Source organism: Microbispora sp. NPDC046973, assembly GCF_040644495.1.
GTDB lineage: Bacteria > Actinomycetota > Actinomycetes > Streptosporangiales > Streptosporangiaceae > Microbispora.
This window is the reverse complement of the sequence record NZ_JBEYWQ010000050.1, coordinates 20,025-38,684: the sequence shown is the minus strand read 5'-3', so window position 1 is coordinate 38,684 and position 18,660 is coordinate 20,025. Positions and strand designations below refer to the sequence as shown.

General features: G+C 71.3%; 15 protein-coding genes. 10 read left to right on the top strand and 5 right to left on the bottom strand.

Features of this window, described 5'->3' with window-relative positions:
* The coding region (locus tag ABZ860_RS40815) for a hypothetical protein (RefSeq protein ID WP_357222984.1) at window positions 1-210 on the top strand (210 nt) is incomplete at its 5' end.
* Between the two features lie 136 nt (window positions 211-346).
* On the top strand, window positions 347-1,615 hold the full coding sequence (locus ABZ860_RS40810) for a permease (protein ID WP_357231501.1): 1,269 nt from the start codon (window positions 347-349) through the stop codon (window positions 1,613-1,615).
* A 93-nt stretch (window positions 1,616-1,708) separates the two neighbouring features.
* Here the strand turns inward: ABZ860_RS40810 and ABZ860_RS40805 are convergent, their stop codons facing one another.
* Complete coding sequence (locus tag ABZ860_RS40805; RefSeq protein ID WP_357231498.1) at window positions 1,709-4,549, bottom strand: ricin-type beta-trefoil lectin domain protein; 2,841 nt, start codon at window positions 4,547-4,549, stop codon at window positions 1,709-1,711.
* Between the two features lie 917 nt (window positions 4,550-5,466).
* Between ABZ860_RS40805 and ABZ860_RS40800 the strand changes: the two genes are divergently transcribed.
* Window positions 5,467-5,685 carry a hypothetical protein gene (locus ABZ860_RS40800; RefSeq protein WP_357231495.1) on the top strand — a complete coding sequence of 73 codons (219 nt, stop codon included), beginning with the start codon at window positions 5,467-5,469 and terminating at the stop codon, window positions 5,683-5,685.
* A 42-nt stretch (window positions 5,686-5,727) separates the two neighbouring features.
* Here ABZ860_RS40800 and ABZ860_RS40795 read toward each other — a convergent pair whose 3' ends face one another.
* Both ABZ860_RS40795 and ABZ860_RS40790 read right to left on the bottom strand, forming a co-directional pair.
* Window positions 5,728-6,528 carry a crotonase/enoyl-CoA hydratase family protein gene (locus ABZ860_RS40795; protein ID WP_357231492.1) on the bottom strand — a complete coding sequence of 267 codons (801 nt, stop codon included), beginning with the start codon at window positions 6,526-6,528 and terminating at the stop codon, window positions 5,728-5,730.
* 43 nt (window positions 6,529-6,571) lie between these two features.
* Complete coding sequence (locus ABZ860_RS40790) at window positions 6,572-7,186, bottom strand: trimeric intracellular cation channel family protein (RefSeq protein WP_357231489.1); 615 nt, start codon at window positions 7,184-7,186, stop codon at window positions 6,572-6,574.
* 325 nt (window positions 7,187-7,511) lie between these two features.
* Between ABZ860_RS40790 and ABZ860_RS40785 the strand changes: the two genes are divergently transcribed.
* Window positions 7,512-8,726 (top strand): GAF domain-containing SpoIIE family protein phosphatase, encoded by a 1,215-nt coding sequence (locus ABZ860_RS40785; protein ID WP_357231486.1) that lies wholly within the window; start codon window positions 7,512-7,514, stop codon window positions 8,724-8,726.
* Window positions 8,727-8,744: 18 nt separating this feature from the next.
* Here the strand turns inward: ABZ860_RS40785 and gap are convergent, their stop codons facing one another.
* Entirely contained in the window at window positions 8,745-9,743 is a 999-nt protein-coding gene (gene gap / locus ABZ860_RS40780; RefSeq protein ID WP_357231483.1) for a type I glyceraldehyde-3-phosphate dehydrogenase, read from the bottom strand.
* A gap of 156 nt (window positions 9,744-9,899) precedes the next feature.
* Window positions 9,900-10,847, bottom strand: coding sequence for a DJ-1/PfpI family protein (locus ABZ860_RS40775; RefSeq protein ID WP_357231480.1), 948 nt, complete (start codon window positions 10,845-10,847; stop codon window positions 9,900-9,902).
* Window positions 10,848-11,061: 214 nt separating this feature from the next.
* Here ABZ860_RS40775 and ABZ860_RS40770 point away from each other — a divergent pair, with 214 nt between their 5' ends.
* From ABZ860_RS40770 to ABZ860_RS40745, 6 genes are read left to right on the top strand one after another with little or no spacing between them, the layout of a single operon-like run.
* Window positions 11,062-12,177 (top strand): LLM class flavin-dependent oxidoreductase, encoded by a 1,116-nt coding sequence (locus tag ABZ860_RS40770; RefSeq protein ID WP_357231477.1) that lies wholly within the window; start codon window positions 11,062-11,064, stop codon window positions 12,175-12,177.
* Window positions 12,174-13,409: an LLM class flavin-dependent oxidoreductase gene (locus ABZ860_RS40765; RefSeq protein WP_357231474.1), complete on the top strand. Its 1,236-nt coding sequence runs from the start codon at window positions 12,174-12,176 to the stop codon at window positions 13,407-13,409. Before ABZ860_RS40770 ends, ABZ860_RS40765 begins: the two co-directional genes overlap by 4 nt.
* Window positions 13,406-15,016: an ABC transporter substrate-binding protein gene (locus ABZ860_RS40760; RefSeq protein ID WP_357231471.1), complete on the top strand. Its 1,611-nt coding sequence runs from the start codon at window positions 13,406-13,408 to the stop codon at window positions 15,014-15,016. The genes ABZ860_RS40765 and ABZ860_RS40760 overlap by 4 nt, the downstream gene beginning before the upstream one ends.
* The gene (locus ABZ860_RS40755) at window positions 15,013-16,041 is read left to right on the top strand and encodes an ABC transporter permease (RefSeq protein WP_357231468.1); all 1,029 of its coding nucleotides are present in this window, start codon (window positions 15,013-15,015) and stop codon (window positions 16,039-16,041) included. Before ABZ860_RS40760 ends, ABZ860_RS40755 begins: the two co-directional genes overlap by 4 nt.
* Entirely contained in the window at window positions 16,041-16,880 is an 840-nt protein-coding gene (locus ABZ860_RS40750) for an ABC transporter permease (protein WP_357231465.1), read from the top strand. Before ABZ860_RS40755 ends, ABZ860_RS40750 begins: the two co-directional genes overlap by 1 nt.
* A complete protein-coding gene (locus tag ABZ860_RS40745; RefSeq protein ID WP_357231462.1) occupies window positions 16,877-18,565 on the top strand; it encodes an ABC transporter ATP-binding protein in 1,689 nt (562 codons plus the stop codon). The genes ABZ860_RS40750 and ABZ860_RS40745 overlap by 4 nt, the downstream gene beginning before the upstream one ends.
* Window positions 18,566-18,660: the final 95 nt, after the last annotated feature.

The following is an 18,660-nucleotide window of genomic DNA, read 5'->3' as shown; positions in this document are numbered from 1 at the left end:
GATCTGCGGGTGGCGGCCGACGCGATCCGGCTGTCGCGGCGCACGCTGCGCACGATCAAGGGCAACCTGTTCTGGGCGTTCGCCTACAACGTCGCCGCCCTGCCGCTGGCCGCCGCGGGACTGCTCAACCCCATGATCGCCGGAGCGGCGATGGCCTTTTCCAGCGTCTTCGTCGTCAGCAACAGCCTCAGGCTCCGCCGCTTCCGTTAGACCGGCGCCTACGAGGGGCCTCCGGCGGCTCGCCCGGAGGCCCTGCCGCATCGGAACGCGCTGTCCCCGCCGGCGAACGGTGTAACTCGATCCCAGCCGGAAAGCTGGAAGACAAGAGCGGAAGAAGGAGCAGGTCATGGATTGGTTGTGGCGCGCGCCGGCGATCGCCGGGTCCATGACCTGGGAGATCTTGTGGGCGCTGATCCTGGGGTTCACCCTGTCGGCGATCGTGCAGGCGGTGGTCCGCCGGGAGGCGATCACCCGGGCGCTCGGGGACGACTCCCCCCGAGCCCTGGCCACGGCGACCGGATTCGGCATGGCCTCCTCGTCGTGCTCCTACGCCTCGGTGGCGCTGGCTCGCTCGCTGTTCCGCAAGGGGGCGAGCTTCACCGCGGCGATGACCTTCGAGATCGCCTCGACCAACCTGGTCGTCGAGCTGGGCATCATCCTGGCCCTGCTCATGGGCTGGCAGTTCACCCTGGCCGAGTTCGTCGGCGGCCCCATCATGATCATCTTGCTGGCGGTGCTGTTCCGCGTCTTCCTGCGCCGGCGTCTGGTCGACGACGCGCTCCGCCAGGCCGAGCGGGGCGTCGCGGGGTCGATGGAGGGGCACGCCGCGATGGACATGTCCGTCACCGGACCGGGCTCGTTCTGGCGGCGGCTGACCTCGGCCAAGGGCCTCACCTCGGTGTCGCACATCTTCGTCATGGAATGGGCGGCCATCTGGCGGGACATCGTCGCCGGCCTTCTGATCACCGGGGCGCTGGCCGCCTGGGTGCCGATGGACTTCTGGAAGAGCTTCTTCCTGACCGACCATCCGCTGTGGGCCCGCATCTGGGGACCGCTGGTCGGCCCGATCGTCGCGGTCGTCAGCTTCGTCTGCTCCATCGGCAACGTGCCGCTGGCGGCGGTGCTGTGGAACGGCGGAATCAGCTTCGGCGGCGTGGTCGCGTTCATCTTCGCCGACCTGATCATCCTGCCGATCCTGAACATCTACCGGAAGTACTACGGCTGGAAGATGGCGGCCTTCGTCGCCGGCACCTTCTACGCCACCATGGTGCTGGCCGGCTACGCGGTCGAGCTGCTGTTCACATTGCTGGGCCTGGTGCCGAGCCACCGCAACGCCTCGGTGGTCGAGGCCCACATCTCCTGGAACTACACCACCTGGCTCAACATCGCCTTCCTGGCGCTGGCCGCGGTGCTGCTGATCCGGTTCTTCACCACCGGCGGCCTGCCGATGCTGAAGACGATGGGCGGCGGTCCCGACGACACCCGGCACGCCCACGATTCTCACCACGCCGATCACGGCCACGCCGATCACGGCCACGCCGACCACGGCCACTCCAACCACGGGCACGACGGGCCCGCGCACACCGCTCCCGAGGACCGGCACCACCACCCCTAGTACCGCGGCCACAGCCGGGCGCATCTTCACCGGTGCCGGCACCGGGTCGATTCCGGGCGGAAACCGCCCGGAATCGACCAGGTAAGCGGCAACTCACCCCCAGAGGGCTGCGTTGGCGAAGTTGGCGGGCTCGGTCTCACCCGCTGCTCCGACCGTGTCCGTGGTCGTGATCGTGATGGCAGCGTCGGGCAGACCCGCCGACTTCGCCGTGATGGTGGTCACGCCGGCGTAGGAGGAACGGAACTCGATCGCCATCTTCCCGTTGAAGCCCTGGACACCCGGCGTGAAGGTGTACGACTTGCCGCCGGGCAGGACTCCCGGGCCGCTGGTAACGGTCAGTGTGACGGTGCGGGTGTCGTTGACCCAGGCGCCCGACGAGTTCCGCATCGTCACCACGAGCTGGGTATCCGTGGTGCCGTCGTCAGTGATCGTTGCCGGCGAGTACTTGCCCGCCTCCAGCGTCATCCGGGTCGCTGTTCCGCTCGTGGCCTGTTCGCGGGCCACAGGCATGGGGTCGGCGACGTTGGTGAGGCCCGTCCACCTCGCCTTGTTGGCCCGATACCAGTACCACTGATCCTTCGGCAGCCGGTAGTAGTCGATCATGCCCATTCGGGCGAAGGCGGCGCTCATGATCGTTCCGTGGTCGAAGCCGGCCCAGATGGCCAGTCCGGCGCTCCCGGTCGTGAGCCTGAACCTGGTGCCGTCCGACGGATCCGCCACGTCGCCGTACGTCGGGCCGTACGTACCGGGCCGATCAGAGGTGTACGACCCGTACTCCGAGACGACGTTCGGCATCCACGTGTTGGTGATCTTCCCGCCGTCGCCGTTGTACCCGGCGACGTCAGAGACCGAGAGCTGGTCGAGCGAGCTGCGTTGCACCCCACCCAGCCCTGCCTTGCGCGTCGGATCGAGCTGGTGCGAATAGTCGCGCATCTTGCTCACCAGCGCCTTGGCGTTGCTCAGGGTGGCTGAGGACGTGAAGAACACCTCGTTGCCCATGGACCAGTTGATGATCGAGGGATGGTTGCGGTTGATGCGGATCATGTCGCGCAGGCCGTCCATGGCGCTCTGCTCGAAGGCCGCTTGGTTGGCCGTCTTCTGCGGGTAGCCGTCCGCTTGGTAGTCGTTGACGGTGCCGGTCGGCGTAGGCTCCTTGCCGGCGGTCGCGGTCGCCCAGAAGGTGGCCTCCGACCAGAACATGACGCCGAGCCTGTCCGTGGCGTCCGCGAAGGACGGGTCGTGCGGATAGTGCGAGCCCCGGATGAAGTTCATCCCGGCCTCACGGATGTAGCGGACGTCGCGGTCGAATCCCGAGTTGGTGACGGCATTGCTCCAGCCACCGTGGTCCTGGTGCACGTCCGCCCCGACGAGCAGCGTCTTGACACCGTTGAGATAGAAGCCGTCCACCTTCCACTGGGCGCTGCGGAAACCGAACGTGGTGTCGTAGCTGTCGACGATGACGCCGTCGTCGACGACCCCGTCCGGAGTGCGGTCGACCACCAGAGAGGTGGTCACGGTGTAGAGCGCGGGATTGTTCGGCGCCCAGAGATCGAGGCCCTGCAGCATGGCGGAGGTGTTCGAGAGGGATCCGCTCAGCGCGTCGAGCGTCGTCGTGGCCGCGGCGCCGAGCGTCCGTACGGGCGAAACGAACGTCGCCAGCACGCTGGTCGACCCCTGCTTGCGCACCTCCTGGCGTGCGTACACGTCGACCGCGGAGGAACCGTCGTTGCGGACCTCCGTCTGCGCCCTGACGTTGGAACGCCGGGCGGCGATGTTCGCGCGCAGGTCGGTCTCGCTCGGATACTGCGACAGGTCGATGTTCCTGTAGTACGCGGAGTTGCTCGTGTCCCAGGCCGGGTTGGTCAGCGCGGGGGTGGTGACGAAGGTCCCGTACCAGGTGACGTGGACGTTGTCGGTGACGTTCAGGTAGACGTCGCGGTAGAGGCCGCCACTGAACTGGTGGTCGCCCGTACGAGGGGCGAGGTCCGGCTGCCAGCGGTTGTCCACGCGCACCGCTATGACGTTGTCGCCGGTCCGGATCGCGTTGGTGATGTCGAAGGCGAATCCCGTGTAGCCGCCCCGATGCGTGCCCATCTTGGTTCCGTTGACCCACACATCAGTGACGGAGAACGCGCCCTCGGACTCGAGTTCGACGCGCTTGCCGTCCCAGGACGAGGGAACGGTGAAGTGCTTGCGATACCAGCCGGCACCCACATAGAAGTTCTGCCCGCCGGTGGAGCCGCCCACGTCGTACGGGGCGTCGAAGTCGTGGGGCAACGCCACGGGGACCCATCTCGAGTCGTCGAAGCCGGCGTTCTGGGCCCCTGTCACATCCGAGCGGATGAACTTCCACCCCCGGTCGAAGTTGACCTTCTGCCGTGGGGTCGAGCCGGTCGGCGGGCTGTCCGACGGCGACGGGCTGGGTGACACGCCCGGTGGCGACGGGCTCGGCGTCGGTGTGGGCGTCGGACTGGGGCCGCCTCCGGCGGTGCTCCACTTCTGGTTGGCCTGGCCGCTGCAGGTCCACAGGATGACCGCGGTCCCGTTGGCCGTGCCGTTGCCGTTCACGTCCAGGCACAGACCCGACTGCACGCCGGTGACCGACCCGTCGGCGTTCTGCCGCCACTTCTGGTTGTTCTGCCCGTTGCACGACCAGATCACGGCCTTCGTGCCCGGCGAGGTCCCTCCGCCGTAGGCGTCCACGCACCGTGTGCCGTTGAACGTCCGCAGCTCACCGGCCGAGGTGAACTCGAACGCCTGGTTCGCCTGCCCGTTGCAGTCCCAAATCTGCAGGACGGTGCCCGGCGCGTCGGTGTTTCCCGCCACATCCAGACACCGGCCAGAGGCGGCGCTGACCAACGACGACGCCGCCGCCGAGGCCGGCGCCGCCCATGCGAGCGCCGCCGCCAGCACCGTCACCAGTGCGGCGGCCATCACGGTGAGCGATGCCTTACTGCGTACATGTGGGGGGGAATACAACGATCCTCCTGGGATGCGAGCTGACCGCGATGGCGGCCGGACGGCGTCCTTGCCTCGACAATGTGATCGTTGACATCCGAGGTCGGGGGTGCCCCTCGGCGTGGCTCATCCGGCTACCAGAGCCCTGTTGAACTCGAGGCCGTTCGTTTCCTGACTGGGAAGCTATTCAGCGCATCCTTCTCCGTCAATACATCCGATCAGCGATTGTTTCTGAAGCCCAGCCGATCGCGGCTGCACAGGTACCGAAACCTGCACATGAATCCCCAGGTCGCCACGGCGACTTCGCGGAAAGGTGGAAACTCGTGTTCAGGTGAAAAGTTTCAGCCGGCTACCGGCTGTTCGAAGGCAGGACGGCACCGAGATGGCGGCCTGCGGCCTCGCGAGCATCGGGAGGCCGTCATACCAGCCGTCATACCGAGCCGATCTGTCGACGCTCCCTCAACCCAGCCATCCCATCAACCGGGGCGCCGAGTGCTCTGCGCGCGCGCTACGTGAGGGCGGGAGGGTGGCCGGACATGTAAGTTTCATGGGTCCCGCCTCTCCGCGACTCGGCGTACAGCGGCGATCGCCACCAAGCGATCCACGGCGACGACTCCCAGAGCGATGCCGGTGACTCCCTCTCTGACGAGGAACAACCTCGCCTGCAGCAGTCCGCGGCACCGCGCTTCCAAGGGGCGGGTGAAACCCCGTGCTCCGCGTCATCGCCCCCTCGGCGTCGGTGCGGGGCTTGATAGTGAACAGGGCAGTCCGTACGGTCCGCTTACAAGGCATCCCATGTATCGAGGACGGATACTTCCCTTGGCTCTGGAAGCGCGCGCGACGTCTCCACCGGATCGATGACGGCTCCTCCTTGAATCCGAAGCATCGGCAGAATGCGACTCGAATTCATCGATTACGAGCGGCACTCGGCGCGGTGGCCGGTTCCGGCGATCTCCGAGAGCCTGATTCAGGACCATTTCCGGTGCCGCGAACGCACGCGGGTGATCCTGTGGGCGTGCAACGGCCGAGATAACCGGAAATGGACACAAAGCCGATTCGGTGAGCGGGCAGCCGTTACCGGTCGCCCGGTCACCGATGCCGGGCCGGCGTAGCCGCCGGGCTGCTGTGCCGTCCACGCGGGCGGGCCGCCGCGCCTACGCCGGTCTCGGCCCGGAGGGATGCGTGGGGACGACTCCGTGGCGGCCGGCGCCGGCGGTGAAGCGGGCGGCGCCGGCCACGCCCTCGCGCTCCACGATCGGCACGCCCGCCGCCCCTTCGGCGCGCAACGCCTCGGCCAGGGGCAGGTCCAGGGCGGCGTAGGTGGAGGCCCGGTCGGCCAGGACGCATTCGAAGGGGAACGCCGCGATCAGCCCGGCCAGCTCACGGGCCGCCTCGACCGCCCGGCCCGGCTCGACGACCCGGTTGGCCAGCCCGATCGCGAGGGCTTCGTCGGCCCGCACCGGACGGCCGGTGAGGATCATGTCCAGGGCGCGGCCCAGCCCGACGATCCGCGGCAGCCGGACCGTGCCGCCGTCGATGAGCGGCACCCCCCAGCGACGGCAGAACACGCCCAGCACCGCGTCGGACTCGACGATCCGCAGGTCGGCCAGCAGCGCCAGCTCCAGCCCGCCCGCGACCGCGTATCCGCTGATCGCGGCGATCAGCGGCTTGCCCAGTTGCATCCGGGTCGGCCCCATCGGGCCGTTGCCGCCTCCCTGAGGATCCAGTTCGTTGCGCCGCTCGGGGTCCCCGACCGCGGTCAGGTCGGCGCCCGCGCAGAAGGTGCCGCCGCTGCCGGTGAGGATCGCCACCCGCCGGCCCGGGTCGGCCTCGAACTCCTCGAACGCCGCCCGCAGTTCCCCGGCCATGGCCCTGTCGACGGCGTTGCGCCGGTCGGGCCGGTCCATCCAGATCGTGGTGATCGGTCCCTCGACCTCCACCCGCACGTCACCCATAGCCACTCCCGCAACGTCACGGCCTGCCCGGCCCCACTACAGCTCACTGTCTCCCGGTGACGCCCCTGGCCAGGGGCGCGCGCCAGCGATACCGCATGGCGAGCATGCGGAACGCGAAGGCGAGCACCGCCGAGGACAGGGTGGCGGCGAACCCTCGCACATCCAGCGCGTACAGCACGGCCATCATCGCCGAGCCGAGCATCGCCGGCACGGCGTAGAGCTCCCGGTCGTAGAGCAGGGTCGGCTTCTCGCCCGACAGGACGTCTCGGATGACGCCGCCGCCGACCGCCGTGCAGACTCCGAGGAACACGGCGTGCATCGGCGCGAGGCCGTGGTGCAGCGCCTTGGAGGTCCCGACCGCGCAGAACAGGCCGAGGCCCGCCGCGTCGAAGACCAGCACCCCGGGCATCGCCCGCTCGACCTGGGGATGCCAGAAGAACGCGATGACGGCGGCCGCGATCGGCACGAGGAGATATGCCGTGTCCCGTAGCGCGGCGGGCTGCACGCCGATGAACAGGTCGCGCACGATGCCGCCGCCGACGGCGGTGAAGAACGCGAGCACCGCGATGCCGACCGCATCGAGCCGTTTGCGTACGCCCTCCAGCGCGCCGGACAGGGCGAACACAAAAATTCCGACGAGGTCGAGCACGGGGGTCACAGGCGCACAGTCTCCCATATATCGGGCAAAGCGCCGCGTCGAGATCGGCCCGATGCGGCCCCGGCGGCCGCGCTGGACCATTTGAATGAGGATTGGCTCAAGAGAGCGCCGCGCCCGCCGGTGCTGGCCCGCGCATGCCCTGCGCCTTGGCTGCGTGTGAAGCGCGCCCGGGTAGCGTCGGGAATGTGCCGTCGAGGGGTCCGGGGCCAGCGCCCCGCCGGATGCGGTTCCCGCTGAAGATCTTTCCGCCTCGTGCCCGGGCAGGAGCAGCAGGGGGCGGAAGGTGAAGGGGTGTCCTGACGTCGGGCGCATCTGGGGCGGTCTGGTGCGCGACCATCATCTGACGCCCCTGGACGACCTGGCGTCCTCCGTCATCGAGCACGTCAGGCCGCTCGGCTACACCGAGGTCATGATCTATGTGGCCAGCCTGCGGCCGCTGTATCTCGTGCCGCTGCCGGGGCAGCGCGACGCGTACGGCGAGCAGCTGAACCGGGTCGCCATCGACACGACCTTGGCCGGGCGCGCCTACCGCAACCTGGAGATCGTCCAGGCGCGTCCCGCCGCCGATCCGTACGTCGCCGAAGCCGCGGAACCGCTCGGCAGCGAGGGGCCGCGGCGCCTGTGGGTGCCGATGCTGAACGGCACGGAACGGGTCGGCGTGCTCGGCGTGACCGTGCCCGTGGTCGACGAGGCCACCGAGCGGATCGCGACCGAGCTGGGCAGTCTGGTCGCGCTGCTGGTGGTGAGCAAGCGGGCCTACAGCGACGCCTTCGTCCGGCTGGTGCGCACCGAGGAGATGCACCTGTCGGCCGAGATGCTGTGGACCCTGCTGCCCATCAGGAACTTCGCGACCGACACGATGACGGTCAGCGCCGCGCTGGAGCCGGCCTACCGCGTCGGCGGAGACGCCTTCGACTACGCCCTCGACGGCGCCACCCTCCACCTCGCGATCTTCGACGCCATGGGGCACGACACCTCCGCCGGACTGACCGCGGCGATCGCCCTGAGCGCCTACCGCAACAGGCGGCGCCGGCGCCGGGCCGGGCTGCTCGAGGTCAGCGACGCGATCGACGAGGCGATCGCCGGAGAGTTCGGCACCTCACGCTTCGCCACCGGGGTCCTGGCCGATCTGGATCTTCGCACCGGATGGCTGACCTGGGTGAACCGGGGCCATCCCCCGCCGCTCGTCCTGCGGCAGGGGCGGGTGGCCTCCGTGCTGGACAGCCCGCCGGACACCCCGATGGGGCTGCGCCTGGGCCCGGCCGCCGTGCTCGCGCGCCGCCAGCTCGAGCCCGGCGACCGGCTGCTGTTCTACACCGACGGCATCGTCGAGGCGCAGACCCCGGACGGGGAGAGGTTCGGACTGGACCGCTTCGCCGACTTCGTCATCCGGCGGGAGAGCGACGGCGTCTCCGCCCCGGAGACCCTGCGCCGCCTGGTCCACTCGATCCTCGTCTACCAGCGCGGCCAACTCCAGGACGACGCCACGGTGCTGCTGGTCGAGTGGCGCACCGGGCGGCACCACCAGCTCACGATGTGAGCCGCGCGTACGGCGGGCTCAGTCGCGTGCGAGCAGCTCCAGCGTGTCGACGACCCGGTTCGAGAAGCCCCACTCGTTGTCGTACCAGGCCACGACCTTGACGTGCCTGCCCTCGACCCGTGTGAGGGCGGCGTCGAAGATCGCCGACGCCGGCTGGCCGGTGATGTCGCTGGAGACCAGCGGCTCGTCGGCGTACTCGAGGATGCCCTTGAGCCTGCCGTCGGCGGCGGCGCGGTAGGCCGCGAGCACCTCGTCGCGGGTCACCTGGCGTGAGACGGTGGTGTTCAGCTCCACGATCGAACCCACCGGGACCGGCACGCGGATCGCGTCGCCCGACAGCTTGCCGTCGAGGTTCGGCAGCACGAGGCCGATGGCCTTGGCGGCCCCCGTGGTGGTGGGCACGATGTTCACTCCGGCCGCGCGGGCGCGGCGCAGGTCGCGGTGCGGGCCGTCCTGCAGGTTCTGCTCCTGGGTGTAGGCGTGCACCGTGGTCATGAAACCGTGCTCGATGCCGGCCAGGTCGTCGAGCACGGACGCCAGCGGAGCCAGCGCGTTCGTGGTGCACGAGGCGTTCGAGACGATCACGTGCGCGGCGGGGTCGTACGCCTCGGTGTTCACGCCGTAGGCGAGTGTGACGTCGGCGCCGTCGGAGGGGGCGCTCACCAGCACGCGCCTGGCACCAGCGTCGATGTGCGCGCGAGCGGCGCGTGCCGCGGTGAAGCGGCCGGTGGACTCCAGCACGATGCCGACGCCGAGCTCGGCCCAGGGCAGCTTGGCGGGCTCACGTTCGGCGAGCACCGTGATGCGGCGGCCGTCGACCACGAGGTCGGCGCCGTCGACCTCGACGGAGCGGCCGAGGCGGCCGAGCGCGCTGTCGTACTTGAGCAGGTGCGCGAGGGTCTCGGGGGCGGTGAGGTCGTTGACGGCGACCACTTCGAGGTCGCTGTCACGTTCGAGCAGGGCGCGGAGGGTGTTGCGTCCGATGCGGCCGAATCCGTTGACGGCGATACGAGTCATGGGCGTTCCTTTCGTTCCGCGCTCCATGATCGGCACTCGGAGGCCGGGCGGACAGTGGCCTGAACGACAGCGTGCGCAAGGATCCAGCCAGAAGTTTCGCCACCATTCGCAAGGATCTCGCCACACCTGCCCGGGCGTGGGCGGGCGGGAAAAGACTCAGGCCGAGAAGGTGTGGCGGTACTCGGTGGGGGAGGTGCCCAGGATGCGCTGGAAGTGCAGGCGCAGGTTGGCGCCGGTGCCGAGCCCGACCCGGTCGGCGATCTGCTCCACGCCCAGGTCGGTGCGTTCGAGCAGTTCGCGGGCCAGGTCCACGCGGGCCCTGAGCACCCACTGCATCGGCGTGTAGCCGGTGTCCTCCACGAACCGCCGCGAGAAGGTGCGCGCCGACACCCGCGCGTGGCGGGCGAGGGTCTCGAGGGTCAGCCGTTCGGACAGGTGCGCCAGGGCCCACTCGCGGGTGTTCGCGAACAGGTCGCCGAGCGGCTCGGGGACGCTGCGGGGAACGTACTGCGCCTGACCCCCGCTGCGATAGGGCGCCGCGACCAGCCGTCTCGCCACGTGGTTGGACAGCCCGACGCCGTGGTCGCGCCGCACCAGGTGCAGGCACAGGTCGATGCCGGACGCCGCGCCCGCCGACGTCAGCACGCCGCCCTCGTCCACGAACAGCACGTTCTCGTCCACCCGTACGAGCGGATGCTTGTCGGCGAGGGCCTTCGTGTAGTGCCAGTGGGTCGTCGCCCGCTTGCCGTCGAGCAGGCCCGTCGCCGCCAGCGCGAACGCCCCCGTCGAGATGGCCGCGAGCCGGGTTCCGCGCTCGTGCGCGGCCATGAGCGCGCCGACGACCGCGGCCGGCGGCTCCGTGGTCGCCGGCTCCCGATAGCCGGGGATGAAGACGGTGTCGGCCTGCTCCAAGGCGTCGAGACCCTCGGCCACGTGATAGGAGAGGCCGTCGCCGCCGGTCACCAGTCCGGGCGCGGCGCCGCACACCCGCACCTCGTACGGCATGCTCGGCCGGCTGGAGAACACCTGTGCGGGGATGCCGACGTCGAGCGGCTTCGCGCCCTCCAGCACGAGCACGGCGATGCGATGGTTCCTCCGGCTCATCGGCCTCCCTCGGCTCTCCCGCGGTCAGGGCGTGCGTCCCCTCGCGCCGTGACCGCCATGACCACTACCGCAAGCATCCTGCCATCCGCACGCGCGGCCACATCAGGCGCGGTCCCGCACCCCGGCGGCGGTCGGCTCCTCCATGACCGTTGACAAAGCATGCTTTCCCTACATAGTTAGTAGGTAAAGCCCCTTCCGAGAGGTAAGCGACCACGTGAAATTCCTCGCCATCACCCTCATCGCGCACGGGCCCGACCCGCTGACCGGCGAGACCAGGTCCACCACCGACCGGTTCCGCGACGTCGTGGACAGCGCCGTACTCGCCGAGGAGCTGGGCTTCGACGGCTTCGGGGTGGGAGAGCGGCACGAGCGGCCCTTCATCTCCTCCTCGCCGCCGGTCGTGCTCAGCCACATCGCCGCCCGGACCTCCCGCATCCGGCTGTTCACCGCGGTCACCACGCTCAGCCTGCTCGACCCCGTGCGGGCGTACGAGGACTACGCGACGCTCGACCACCTGTCGGGCGGCCGCCTGGAGCTGATCATCGGCAAGGGGAACGGATCGGCCCAGGCGCGGCTCTTCCACGTCACCGCCGAGGACCAGTGGGACCGCAACCGGGAGGCGTACGAGCTGTTCCGCAGGCTCTGGCGGGAGGACAAGGTCACGTGGGAGGGCCGGTTCCGGCCGTCCCTCACCGACGCGGAGACCTGGCCGCGCCCGTTGCAGCGGCCGATCCGGGTCTGGCACGGCAGCGCCACCAGCAAGGAGTCGGTCGACCTCGCCGCCCGCTACGGCGACCCGCTGTTCTCGGCGAACGTCACCAACCCCGTCGAGCCGTACGCCGAGCTGGTCGACCACTACCGCGAACGGTGGGCGCACTACGGGCACGACCCGGCCGACGCGCTGGTGGGCGCGGGCAGCGCCGGCTTCTACGCGGCGCGCACCTCACAGGAGGCGATCGCGACCTACCGGCCGATCTACGACGCCCGCGTCGCGCTGTTCCGCAAGTCGGGCGTGGAGCCGGTCTTCCACTCGCTGGAGGACGCCATCGAGCGCGGGTCGATCCTCGTCGGCAGCCCCCAGCAGATCGTCGACAAGGTCCTCCGCTACCACGGGCGGCTCGGCCACGAGGTCATGCACATCGGCGCGGACCGCGACGGCCTGACCCCGGCGCAGCACCGGGCGGCGCTGGAGCTGTTCCAGAGCGACATCGCCCCCGTGCTGCGCAAGGAGATCCCGAGCAGGCCGTTCCCCGCCGCGCCCGTGATCCCGCGCAGCACCGCCGCGACAACCCAGCAGAGCACCGCCACGAGCATCGGAGTGCCGGCATGAGCGTCCCCCAGCAGAAAACAGTGAGCACGGCGCAGCCGGTCGGCAGGCCGGTTCCCCTGTCGATACTCGACCTGTCCCCGATCCCGTCCGGCAGCGGCGCGGGAGACGCGTTGCGCAACAGCATCGACCTCGCCCGCCACGCCGAGCGCCTGGGCTACCTCCGCTACTGGGTGGCCGAGCACCACTTCGCGGCCGGCGTCGCGAGCTCGGCCCCGGCGGTGCTCATCGGCCTCATCGCGGCCGCGACGGACCACATCAGGGTGGGCTCGGGAGCGGTGCAGCTCGGCCACCAGACGCCCGTCGCGGTGGTCGAGCAGTTCGGCCTGATCGACGCGCTCCATCCCGGCCGGATCGACCTCGGGCTCGGCCGTTCCGGGCAGCGCAGGGCCGAGATCGTGGCGGCGGCTCCCCAGGCTCCTCAGCCCGCCCGGCCCGCCGTGCCTCGTGAGTCCCGCGTGGTGGACGGGCTGCTGATCCCGCCTCCGTTCTCCTTCGCCGAGCTGGCCCGCTCCCCGCAGCTCGCCCTCCAGGCCGCGCTGCTGCAACAGCCGGGCGCGCTGACCCCCGACTTCGCCGACCAGGTCGACGAGGTCATCGCCTTCCTCGACGGCACCTACCGGTCGCCCGACGGGATCGCGGCGCACGCCGTGCCGGGCGAGGGCGCAGAGGTGGAGCTGTGGATCCTCGGCAGCAGCGGCGGGCAGAGCGCGCAGGTGGCGGGGGAGCGCGGCCTGCCGTTCGCCGCCAACTACCACGTCAGCCCGGCGTCGGTGCTGGAGGCCGTGGAGGCCTACCGGGACGCGTTCACCCCCTCCAAGGTGCTGTCGGAGCCGTACGTCGTCGTCTCCGCGGACGCGGTCGTGGCCGAGGACGACGCGACGGCCAGGGAGCTGGCCAAACCGTACGGCCTGTGGGTGCGGGCAATCCGCAGTGGCCAGGGGGCGATCCCCTATCCGACACCGGAGGAGGCGGACGCGCACGTCTGGAGCGAGGCCGACAGGGAGCTGGTGGCCGACCGCGTGGACACACAGTTCGTGGGCTCCCCGGAGACGGTCGCCGAGCGGCTGCGCGTCCTCCAGCGGGTCACGGGCGCCGACGAGCTGCTGGTCACCACCATCACGCACGGGCACGCCGAGCGGGTCCGCTCCTACGAGCTGCTCGCGGAGGCGTGGCACGGAACACGCACGTCAGGGGGCGAGGTCGTGACCGGCACAGCAGGAGGACCACGGTGAAGGCCGTCAGGGGCGCGCTGCCCCTCATCCTCGTCGCGGCCCTGGCCGCGTGTGGTTCCCAGACGCCGGCCGCGCAGGCGGGCGGCACCTCTCTCACGTGGGCCGTCGAGACCGAGCCCATCACGTTCAACCCCCATCTGTGGGCGCAGAACAAGGCCAGGCTGCTGGTGTTCAACCAGTTCGACGCGCTCCTCGCGCACGGCGAGGACGGGTCGTTCGTCCCGTGGCTCGCCCGGTCGTGGAAGGTGTCGGACGACGGGCGCACCTACACGCTGGAGCTGCGCGACGACGTCACCTTCCAGGACGGCACGAAGTTCGACGCGGCGGCGGTGAAGGCGAACCTGGACAAGCTGCGCGAGCCCGGCTACAACCCGACGGTCGCCGCCATCCAGTTGCACGCCTTCGACAAGGCCGAGGTGCTCTCGCCCACCACTCTGAAGATCAGGCTGAAGGAGCCGGACGGCCTGTTCCTCGACTTCCTCGCCTCGCCGTACGCCGGGCAGGTGTCCCCGAAGTCCCTCCGGGAGGCCAAGGACCTCAAGGCCGGCGGCCCGGACGTGGTCGGGACCGGCCCGTTCGTGCTCGACCGGTACGTGCGGGGCCAGGAAGCGCACTATCGGCGCAACCCCCGCTACAACTGGGCGCCGCAGAGCAGCGCCCACCAGGGACCGGCGTACCTGTCGGAGGTCACCTACCGCTTCCTGCCGCAGGCGGCCGTCCGCGTCGGCGCGCTCACCTCCGGGCAGGTCCAGGTCGTCGAGGGCGTCCCGGCCACCGAGGTCCAGTCGATCAAGCGGGACCCTGCGCTGTCCTTCCAGTCGGCGCTCAACTCCGGCACGTCGTTCTCCTACTACTTCAACACCTCCCACCCGCCCTTCGACGACAAGCGGGTGCGGCAGGCGTTCCGGGAGGCCGTCGACGTCGACGCCGTGCTGGCCTCCGTCTACCAGGGCACCGCCAAGCGGGCCTGGAGCGTCGTCGGCGCCACCAGTCCCTTCTACGACCCGTCCCTGGAGAGAACGTACGGCGGGGACGCCGCCAAGGCGAACGCGCTGCTCGACGCGGCGGGCTGGACCGGGCGCGACGCCGAGGGCTACCGGACCAAGGACGGCAAGCGGCTGACGGTCCGCTCGGTGGCGTCGGCGCCGTTCGTCCGCGACCGCAGGGACATCCTGGCGCAGGCCATCCAGGCGCAGGTCAAGCAGACGGCGGGGATCGACTTCCAGGTGAAGATCGTGGACCAGGGCACGGCGCAGAAGGCGCTCGACGACGACGCGTACGAGATCTTCGAGAACTCGCGCGGCGACTCCGACGTCGGGGCCGCGCTCAACCTCATCCTGCCGAAGGGCGGGGCCATCAACCGCACCCACTACGAGGACGCCGGCCTCGACGGGTGGCTCGCCGACGCGTCGGCGAGCTCCGACGCCGCCGAGCGCAAAGCCCTGTACGCCAAGGTCCAGCGCAAGGTGGTGGCCGACGAGGCGATCGTCTTCCCCATCTACGTCCCCTCCGACCAGATCGCGGCGAGCAGAAACGTCCAGGGCCTGGGCTTCGACCCCGTCTCCGGCACGCCGCGCGGCGTCTACGACGTGCGGATCGCCGCATGACGGCGGCGCTACCGGCGCGGCAGCCCGCGACGCCGACGCCCGCCGGTCCGCCCGTGACCCGGCCCCCGGCGCCGCGGCGACTTCCGGCCCTGCGCGCCCCCGCCTGGCTGGGCGCGCCGCTGCGCAGGCTCGTCTCGGCCGTGGCCGTGCTGTGGGCGGCCGCCACGACCGCGTACGCGGCCCTGCTGCTCGCGCCGGGGGACACCGTCGACATCCTCGTGGGCGACGGCGCCGACACGCCGGAGATCCGCGCGCAGATCGTCGCCGAGTGGGGGCTGGACCGGCCCGAGGCGGTGCGCTATCTGAGCTACCTCGGCCGCCTGCTGCACGGCGACCTCGGCCGTTCCTACCAGCTGCAGCGCGACGTCGGCGAGGTCCTGGCCGGGCAGGTGGGCCCGACGGTGCGGCTGACCCTGGCGGCCGCCGCGGTCGGCGTGGTGCTGGCGCTCGTCCTCGCGGTGGCGACGGCGGGCAGGTCGGTGTGGCCGCGCCGGATCGTCTCCGCCGCCGAGCTGGTGGCGGTGTCGGTGCCGCAGTTCGTGATCGGCATCGTGCTGCTGTTCGTCTTCTCGTTCTCGCTCGGCTGGTTCCCCGTCTCGGGCGCGGCCGACCCGCAGGCGCTCGTCCTTCCCGCGCTGGCGCTCGGCCTGCCCGTCGCCGGCGTGCTCGGACAGGTGCTCAGGGAGGGCCTGGAACGCGCGCTCGAGCAGCCGTTCGCGGTGACCGCCCGCTCACGCGGCCTCGGTGAGCGCGCCGTGGTGGCCAGGCACGCGCTGCGGCACGCGCTCCTTCCGGCCGTCACCCTCACCGGCTGGTTCACCGGCGTCCTGCTCGGCGGGGCCGTCATCACCGAGGCCCTTTTCGGCCGCCCGGGGCTCGGCCGGGTCACCATGCAGGCGGTCAGCGCCAAGGACATGCCGGTCGTGATGGCCGTCGTCATCCTGTCGGCGGCGGTGTACGTCACGATCAGCGCCCTGCTCGACCTCGCCTACCGGCTCATCGACCCCCGGCTCAGGAGCGCGTGATGGCCGTCGCCGCATCCGCTCTCAGGCCGGGCGCCCGCCCGCGCCCGGGCCTCGTCCTCGCCCTGCTCGTGCTGGCCGTCCTGGTCGTCGCCGTGGCGGTCCCCGGCCTGGTCACCCGGGTCGACCCGCTGGCCGCCGACCCGCTGCGGGCGCTGGCCCCGCCCGGCCCGGGCCATCCGCTCGGCACCGACCACCTCGGCCGGGACGTGCTCGCCCGCGTCGTGTACGGCGCCCGCCACTCGCTCGGCATCGGAGTCCTCGCCACCGCGCTCGCGGTGGGCGCGGGCTCGCTGCTCGGCCTGGCCGCGGGGCTGGCGACCCGCCTGGCCGGCGAGGCGCTGGCCCGCCTGTTCGACGTGCTGTCGACCTTCCCTGAACTGCTGCTCGCGCTCCTGGTGATCGCGGTCACGGGCCCCGGCACGTGGAACGTGGTCGCCGCGATCGGGATCGCCCAGATCCCCACGTACGCGCGGGTGGTCAGGGCGCAGACGTTCGTCGTGCGCCGCTCCGGCTACGTCGAGCAGGCGGTGACCTTCGGCCACTCGCGGGCCCGCGTCGTCGCCCGGCACGTGCTGCCCAACGTCGTCGGGCCCGTCCCCGTGCTGGCCACGATGGGGCTCGGCCAGGCCGTGATCGCCACCTCCGGCCTCAGCTTCCTTGGCATGGGCCCCCAGCCGCCCGCACCCGAGTGGGGCACCATGCTGGCCGAGTCGCGGGACTACCTGCGTGTGGCCTCGTGGGTGGCCTTCTCTCCGGGAGTGGCCCTCACCCTGTCGGTCGTGTGCCTGACGGTGGCCGGGCGGCACCTCCAGAGGCGTTTCGAGGGAAGGACACCATGACGGAGCTCGCGATCACCCGTGCCGGCTTCGCACCGGATCCTGCCGCCGCCGCACCCGGCCCTGGCGCCGCCGCTTCGCCGCTCGTCGCGGTGGAGGACCTGCGGGTCTCGTTTCCCGCCTCCGGCGTCGAGGCCGTACGCGGGCTGTCGCTGTCGATCGCGCCGGGGGAGTGCGTCGCCCTGGTGGGCGAGTCGGGGTCGGGCAAGAGCGTCACGGCCCGCGCCCTCATCGGCCTGGCGGGTCCCGGCGCGAAGGTGCGGGCGTCGGCCTTCCACGTCGACGGCGGGGACGCCCTGACCTTCGGCCCGCGCGAGTGGCGCCGCGTGCGCGGCCGGTTCGCCGGGCTGGTCCTGCAGGACGCCCTGGTCTCGCTCGACCCGCTGCGCACCGTGGGGGCCGAGATCACCGAGGTGCTGGCCGAGCATGACGTGGTGCCCCGCCAGGCCCGCCCGGAGCGCGTCCGGGCGCTGCTGGAGGCCGTGGGCATCCCGGACCCCGAGGTGCGCGTGCGGCAGTATCCGCACCAGCTCTCCGGCGGGCTGCGGCAGCGGGCCCTGATCGCCTCCGCCATCGCCGCGGAGCCCGAGCTCATCATCGCCGACGAGCCCACGACCGCCCTCGACGTGACCGTGCAGGCCCAGATCCTGCGGCTGCTCGCGGACCGCAAGGCCGCCGGGACGGCGCTGCTGATGATCAGCCACGACCTCGCCGTGGTGGCCGCGGTCGCCGATCGCGTGCTGGTCATGAAGGACGGCCTGGTGGTCGAGGAGGGCCCGGCGCGCGAGGTGCTGACGACTCCACGGCACGACTACACCCGGGCCCTGCTCGCCGCCGTGCCCTCCGCCTCTCGGTCCTCCATCTCTCGGCCCTCCACCTCTCGGCCCTCCGCGTCCGCCGTGCCGCGCCGGCCGGATCGCGCCCCGGAGGGCGCACCAAGCGGTCCCGTGCTGGCGGCCACGGGGCTGTCGGTGGCGTACGGCTCGCGCAGGGCCGTGGACGGCGTCTCCTTCCGCCTGCACGCGGGGGAGACGCTCGGCGTCGTGGGCGAGTCGGGGTCGGGCAAGACGACCCTCGCGCGGCTGGCCCTCGGCCTGCTCGCGCCGGACACGGGTGAGGTGACCCTGCGGGGAGGTCCGTGGAGCGGCCTGCCGGAGCGGCGGCGGCGCCCCCTGCGCCCGGCCGTCCAGGTGATCGCGCAGAACCCGCTGGACTCCTTCGACCCCCGCCACACGGTGGGCCGCCTGGTCGCCGACCCGCTCTCCGCGCTGCCGAGGAGGCGGCGCCGGGAGCGGGCCGTCGAACTGCTGGACCGGGTCGGGCTGCCGCCCGCGCTGCTCGGCCGGCGTCCCCGCGAGCTGTCCGGCGGCCAGCGGCAGCGCGTGGCCATCGCCCGCGCGCTCGCGTCCAGGCCCGAGGTGCTGATCTGCGACGAGCCGGTCTCCGCGCTCGACGTGTCGATCCAGGCCCAGGTGCTCGACCTGCTGGCCGAGATCCAGGCCGAGGACGGGACGGCGCTGCTGTTCATCTCCCACGACCTGGGGGTCGTCCGCCAGCTGAGCGACCGGGTCCTGGTGATGAAGGACGGCCGCGTGGTGGAGGAGGGGGACGCCGGCGAGGTCTTCCAGCGCCCCCGGCACCCGTACACCCGGGAGCTGCTCGCGGCCGTGCCCCGCCTCCCCGCGTGAACGGCCGGCGGCGGCCGTTGACAACCTGAGGATACCTCAGGTTGACTTCGTGAACCTGAGGAATCCTCCGGATATCCCCCTTTCGCGAAGGAGAG

What these genes read in the sequence shown, in the direction of transcription:
- ABZ860_RS40765 (WP_357231474.1), top strand. Translation starts at nt 12,174, where the DNA reads ATGAGCGTCCCCCAGCAGAAAACAGTGAGCACGGCGCAGCCGGTCGGC.
- ABZ860_RS40810 (WP_357231501.1), top strand. Translation starts at nt 347, where the DNA reads ATGGATTGGTTGTGGCGCGCGCCGGCGATCGCCGGGTCCATGACCTGG.
- ABZ860_RS40755 (WP_357231468.1), top strand. Translation starts at nt 15,013, where the DNA reads ATGACGGCGGCGCTACCGGCGCGGCAGCCCGCGACGCCGACGCCCGCC.
- gap (WP_357231483.1), bottom strand. Translation starts at nt 9,743, where the DNA reads ATGACTCGTATCGCCGTCAACGGATTCGGCCGCATCGGACGCAACACC.
- ABZ860_RS40805 (WP_357231498.1), bottom strand. Translation starts at nt 4,549, where the DNA reads ATGGCCGCCGCACTGGTGACGGTGCTGGCGGCGGCGCTCGCATGGGCG.
- ABZ860_RS40775 (WP_357231480.1), bottom strand. Translation starts at nt 10,847, where the DNA reads ATGAGCCGGAGGAACCATCGCATCGCCGTGCTCGTGCTGGAGGGCGCG.
- ABZ860_RS40745 (WP_357231462.1), top strand. Translation starts at nt 16,877, where the DNA reads ATGACGGAGCTCGCGATCACCCGTGCCGGCTTCGCACCGGATCCTGCC.
- ABZ860_RS40800 (WP_357231495.1), top strand. Translation starts at nt 5,467, where the DNA reads ATGCGACTCGAATTCATCGATTACGAGCGGCACTCGGCGCGGTGGCCG.
- ABZ860_RS40795 (WP_357231492.1), bottom strand. Translation starts at nt 6,528, where the DNA reads ATGGGTGACGTGCGGGTGGAGGTCGAGGGACCGATCACCACGATCTGG.
- ABZ860_RS40750 (WP_357231465.1), top strand. Translation starts at nt 16,041, where the DNA reads ATGGCCGTCGCCGCATCCGCTCTCAGGCCGGGCGCCCGCCCGCGCCCG.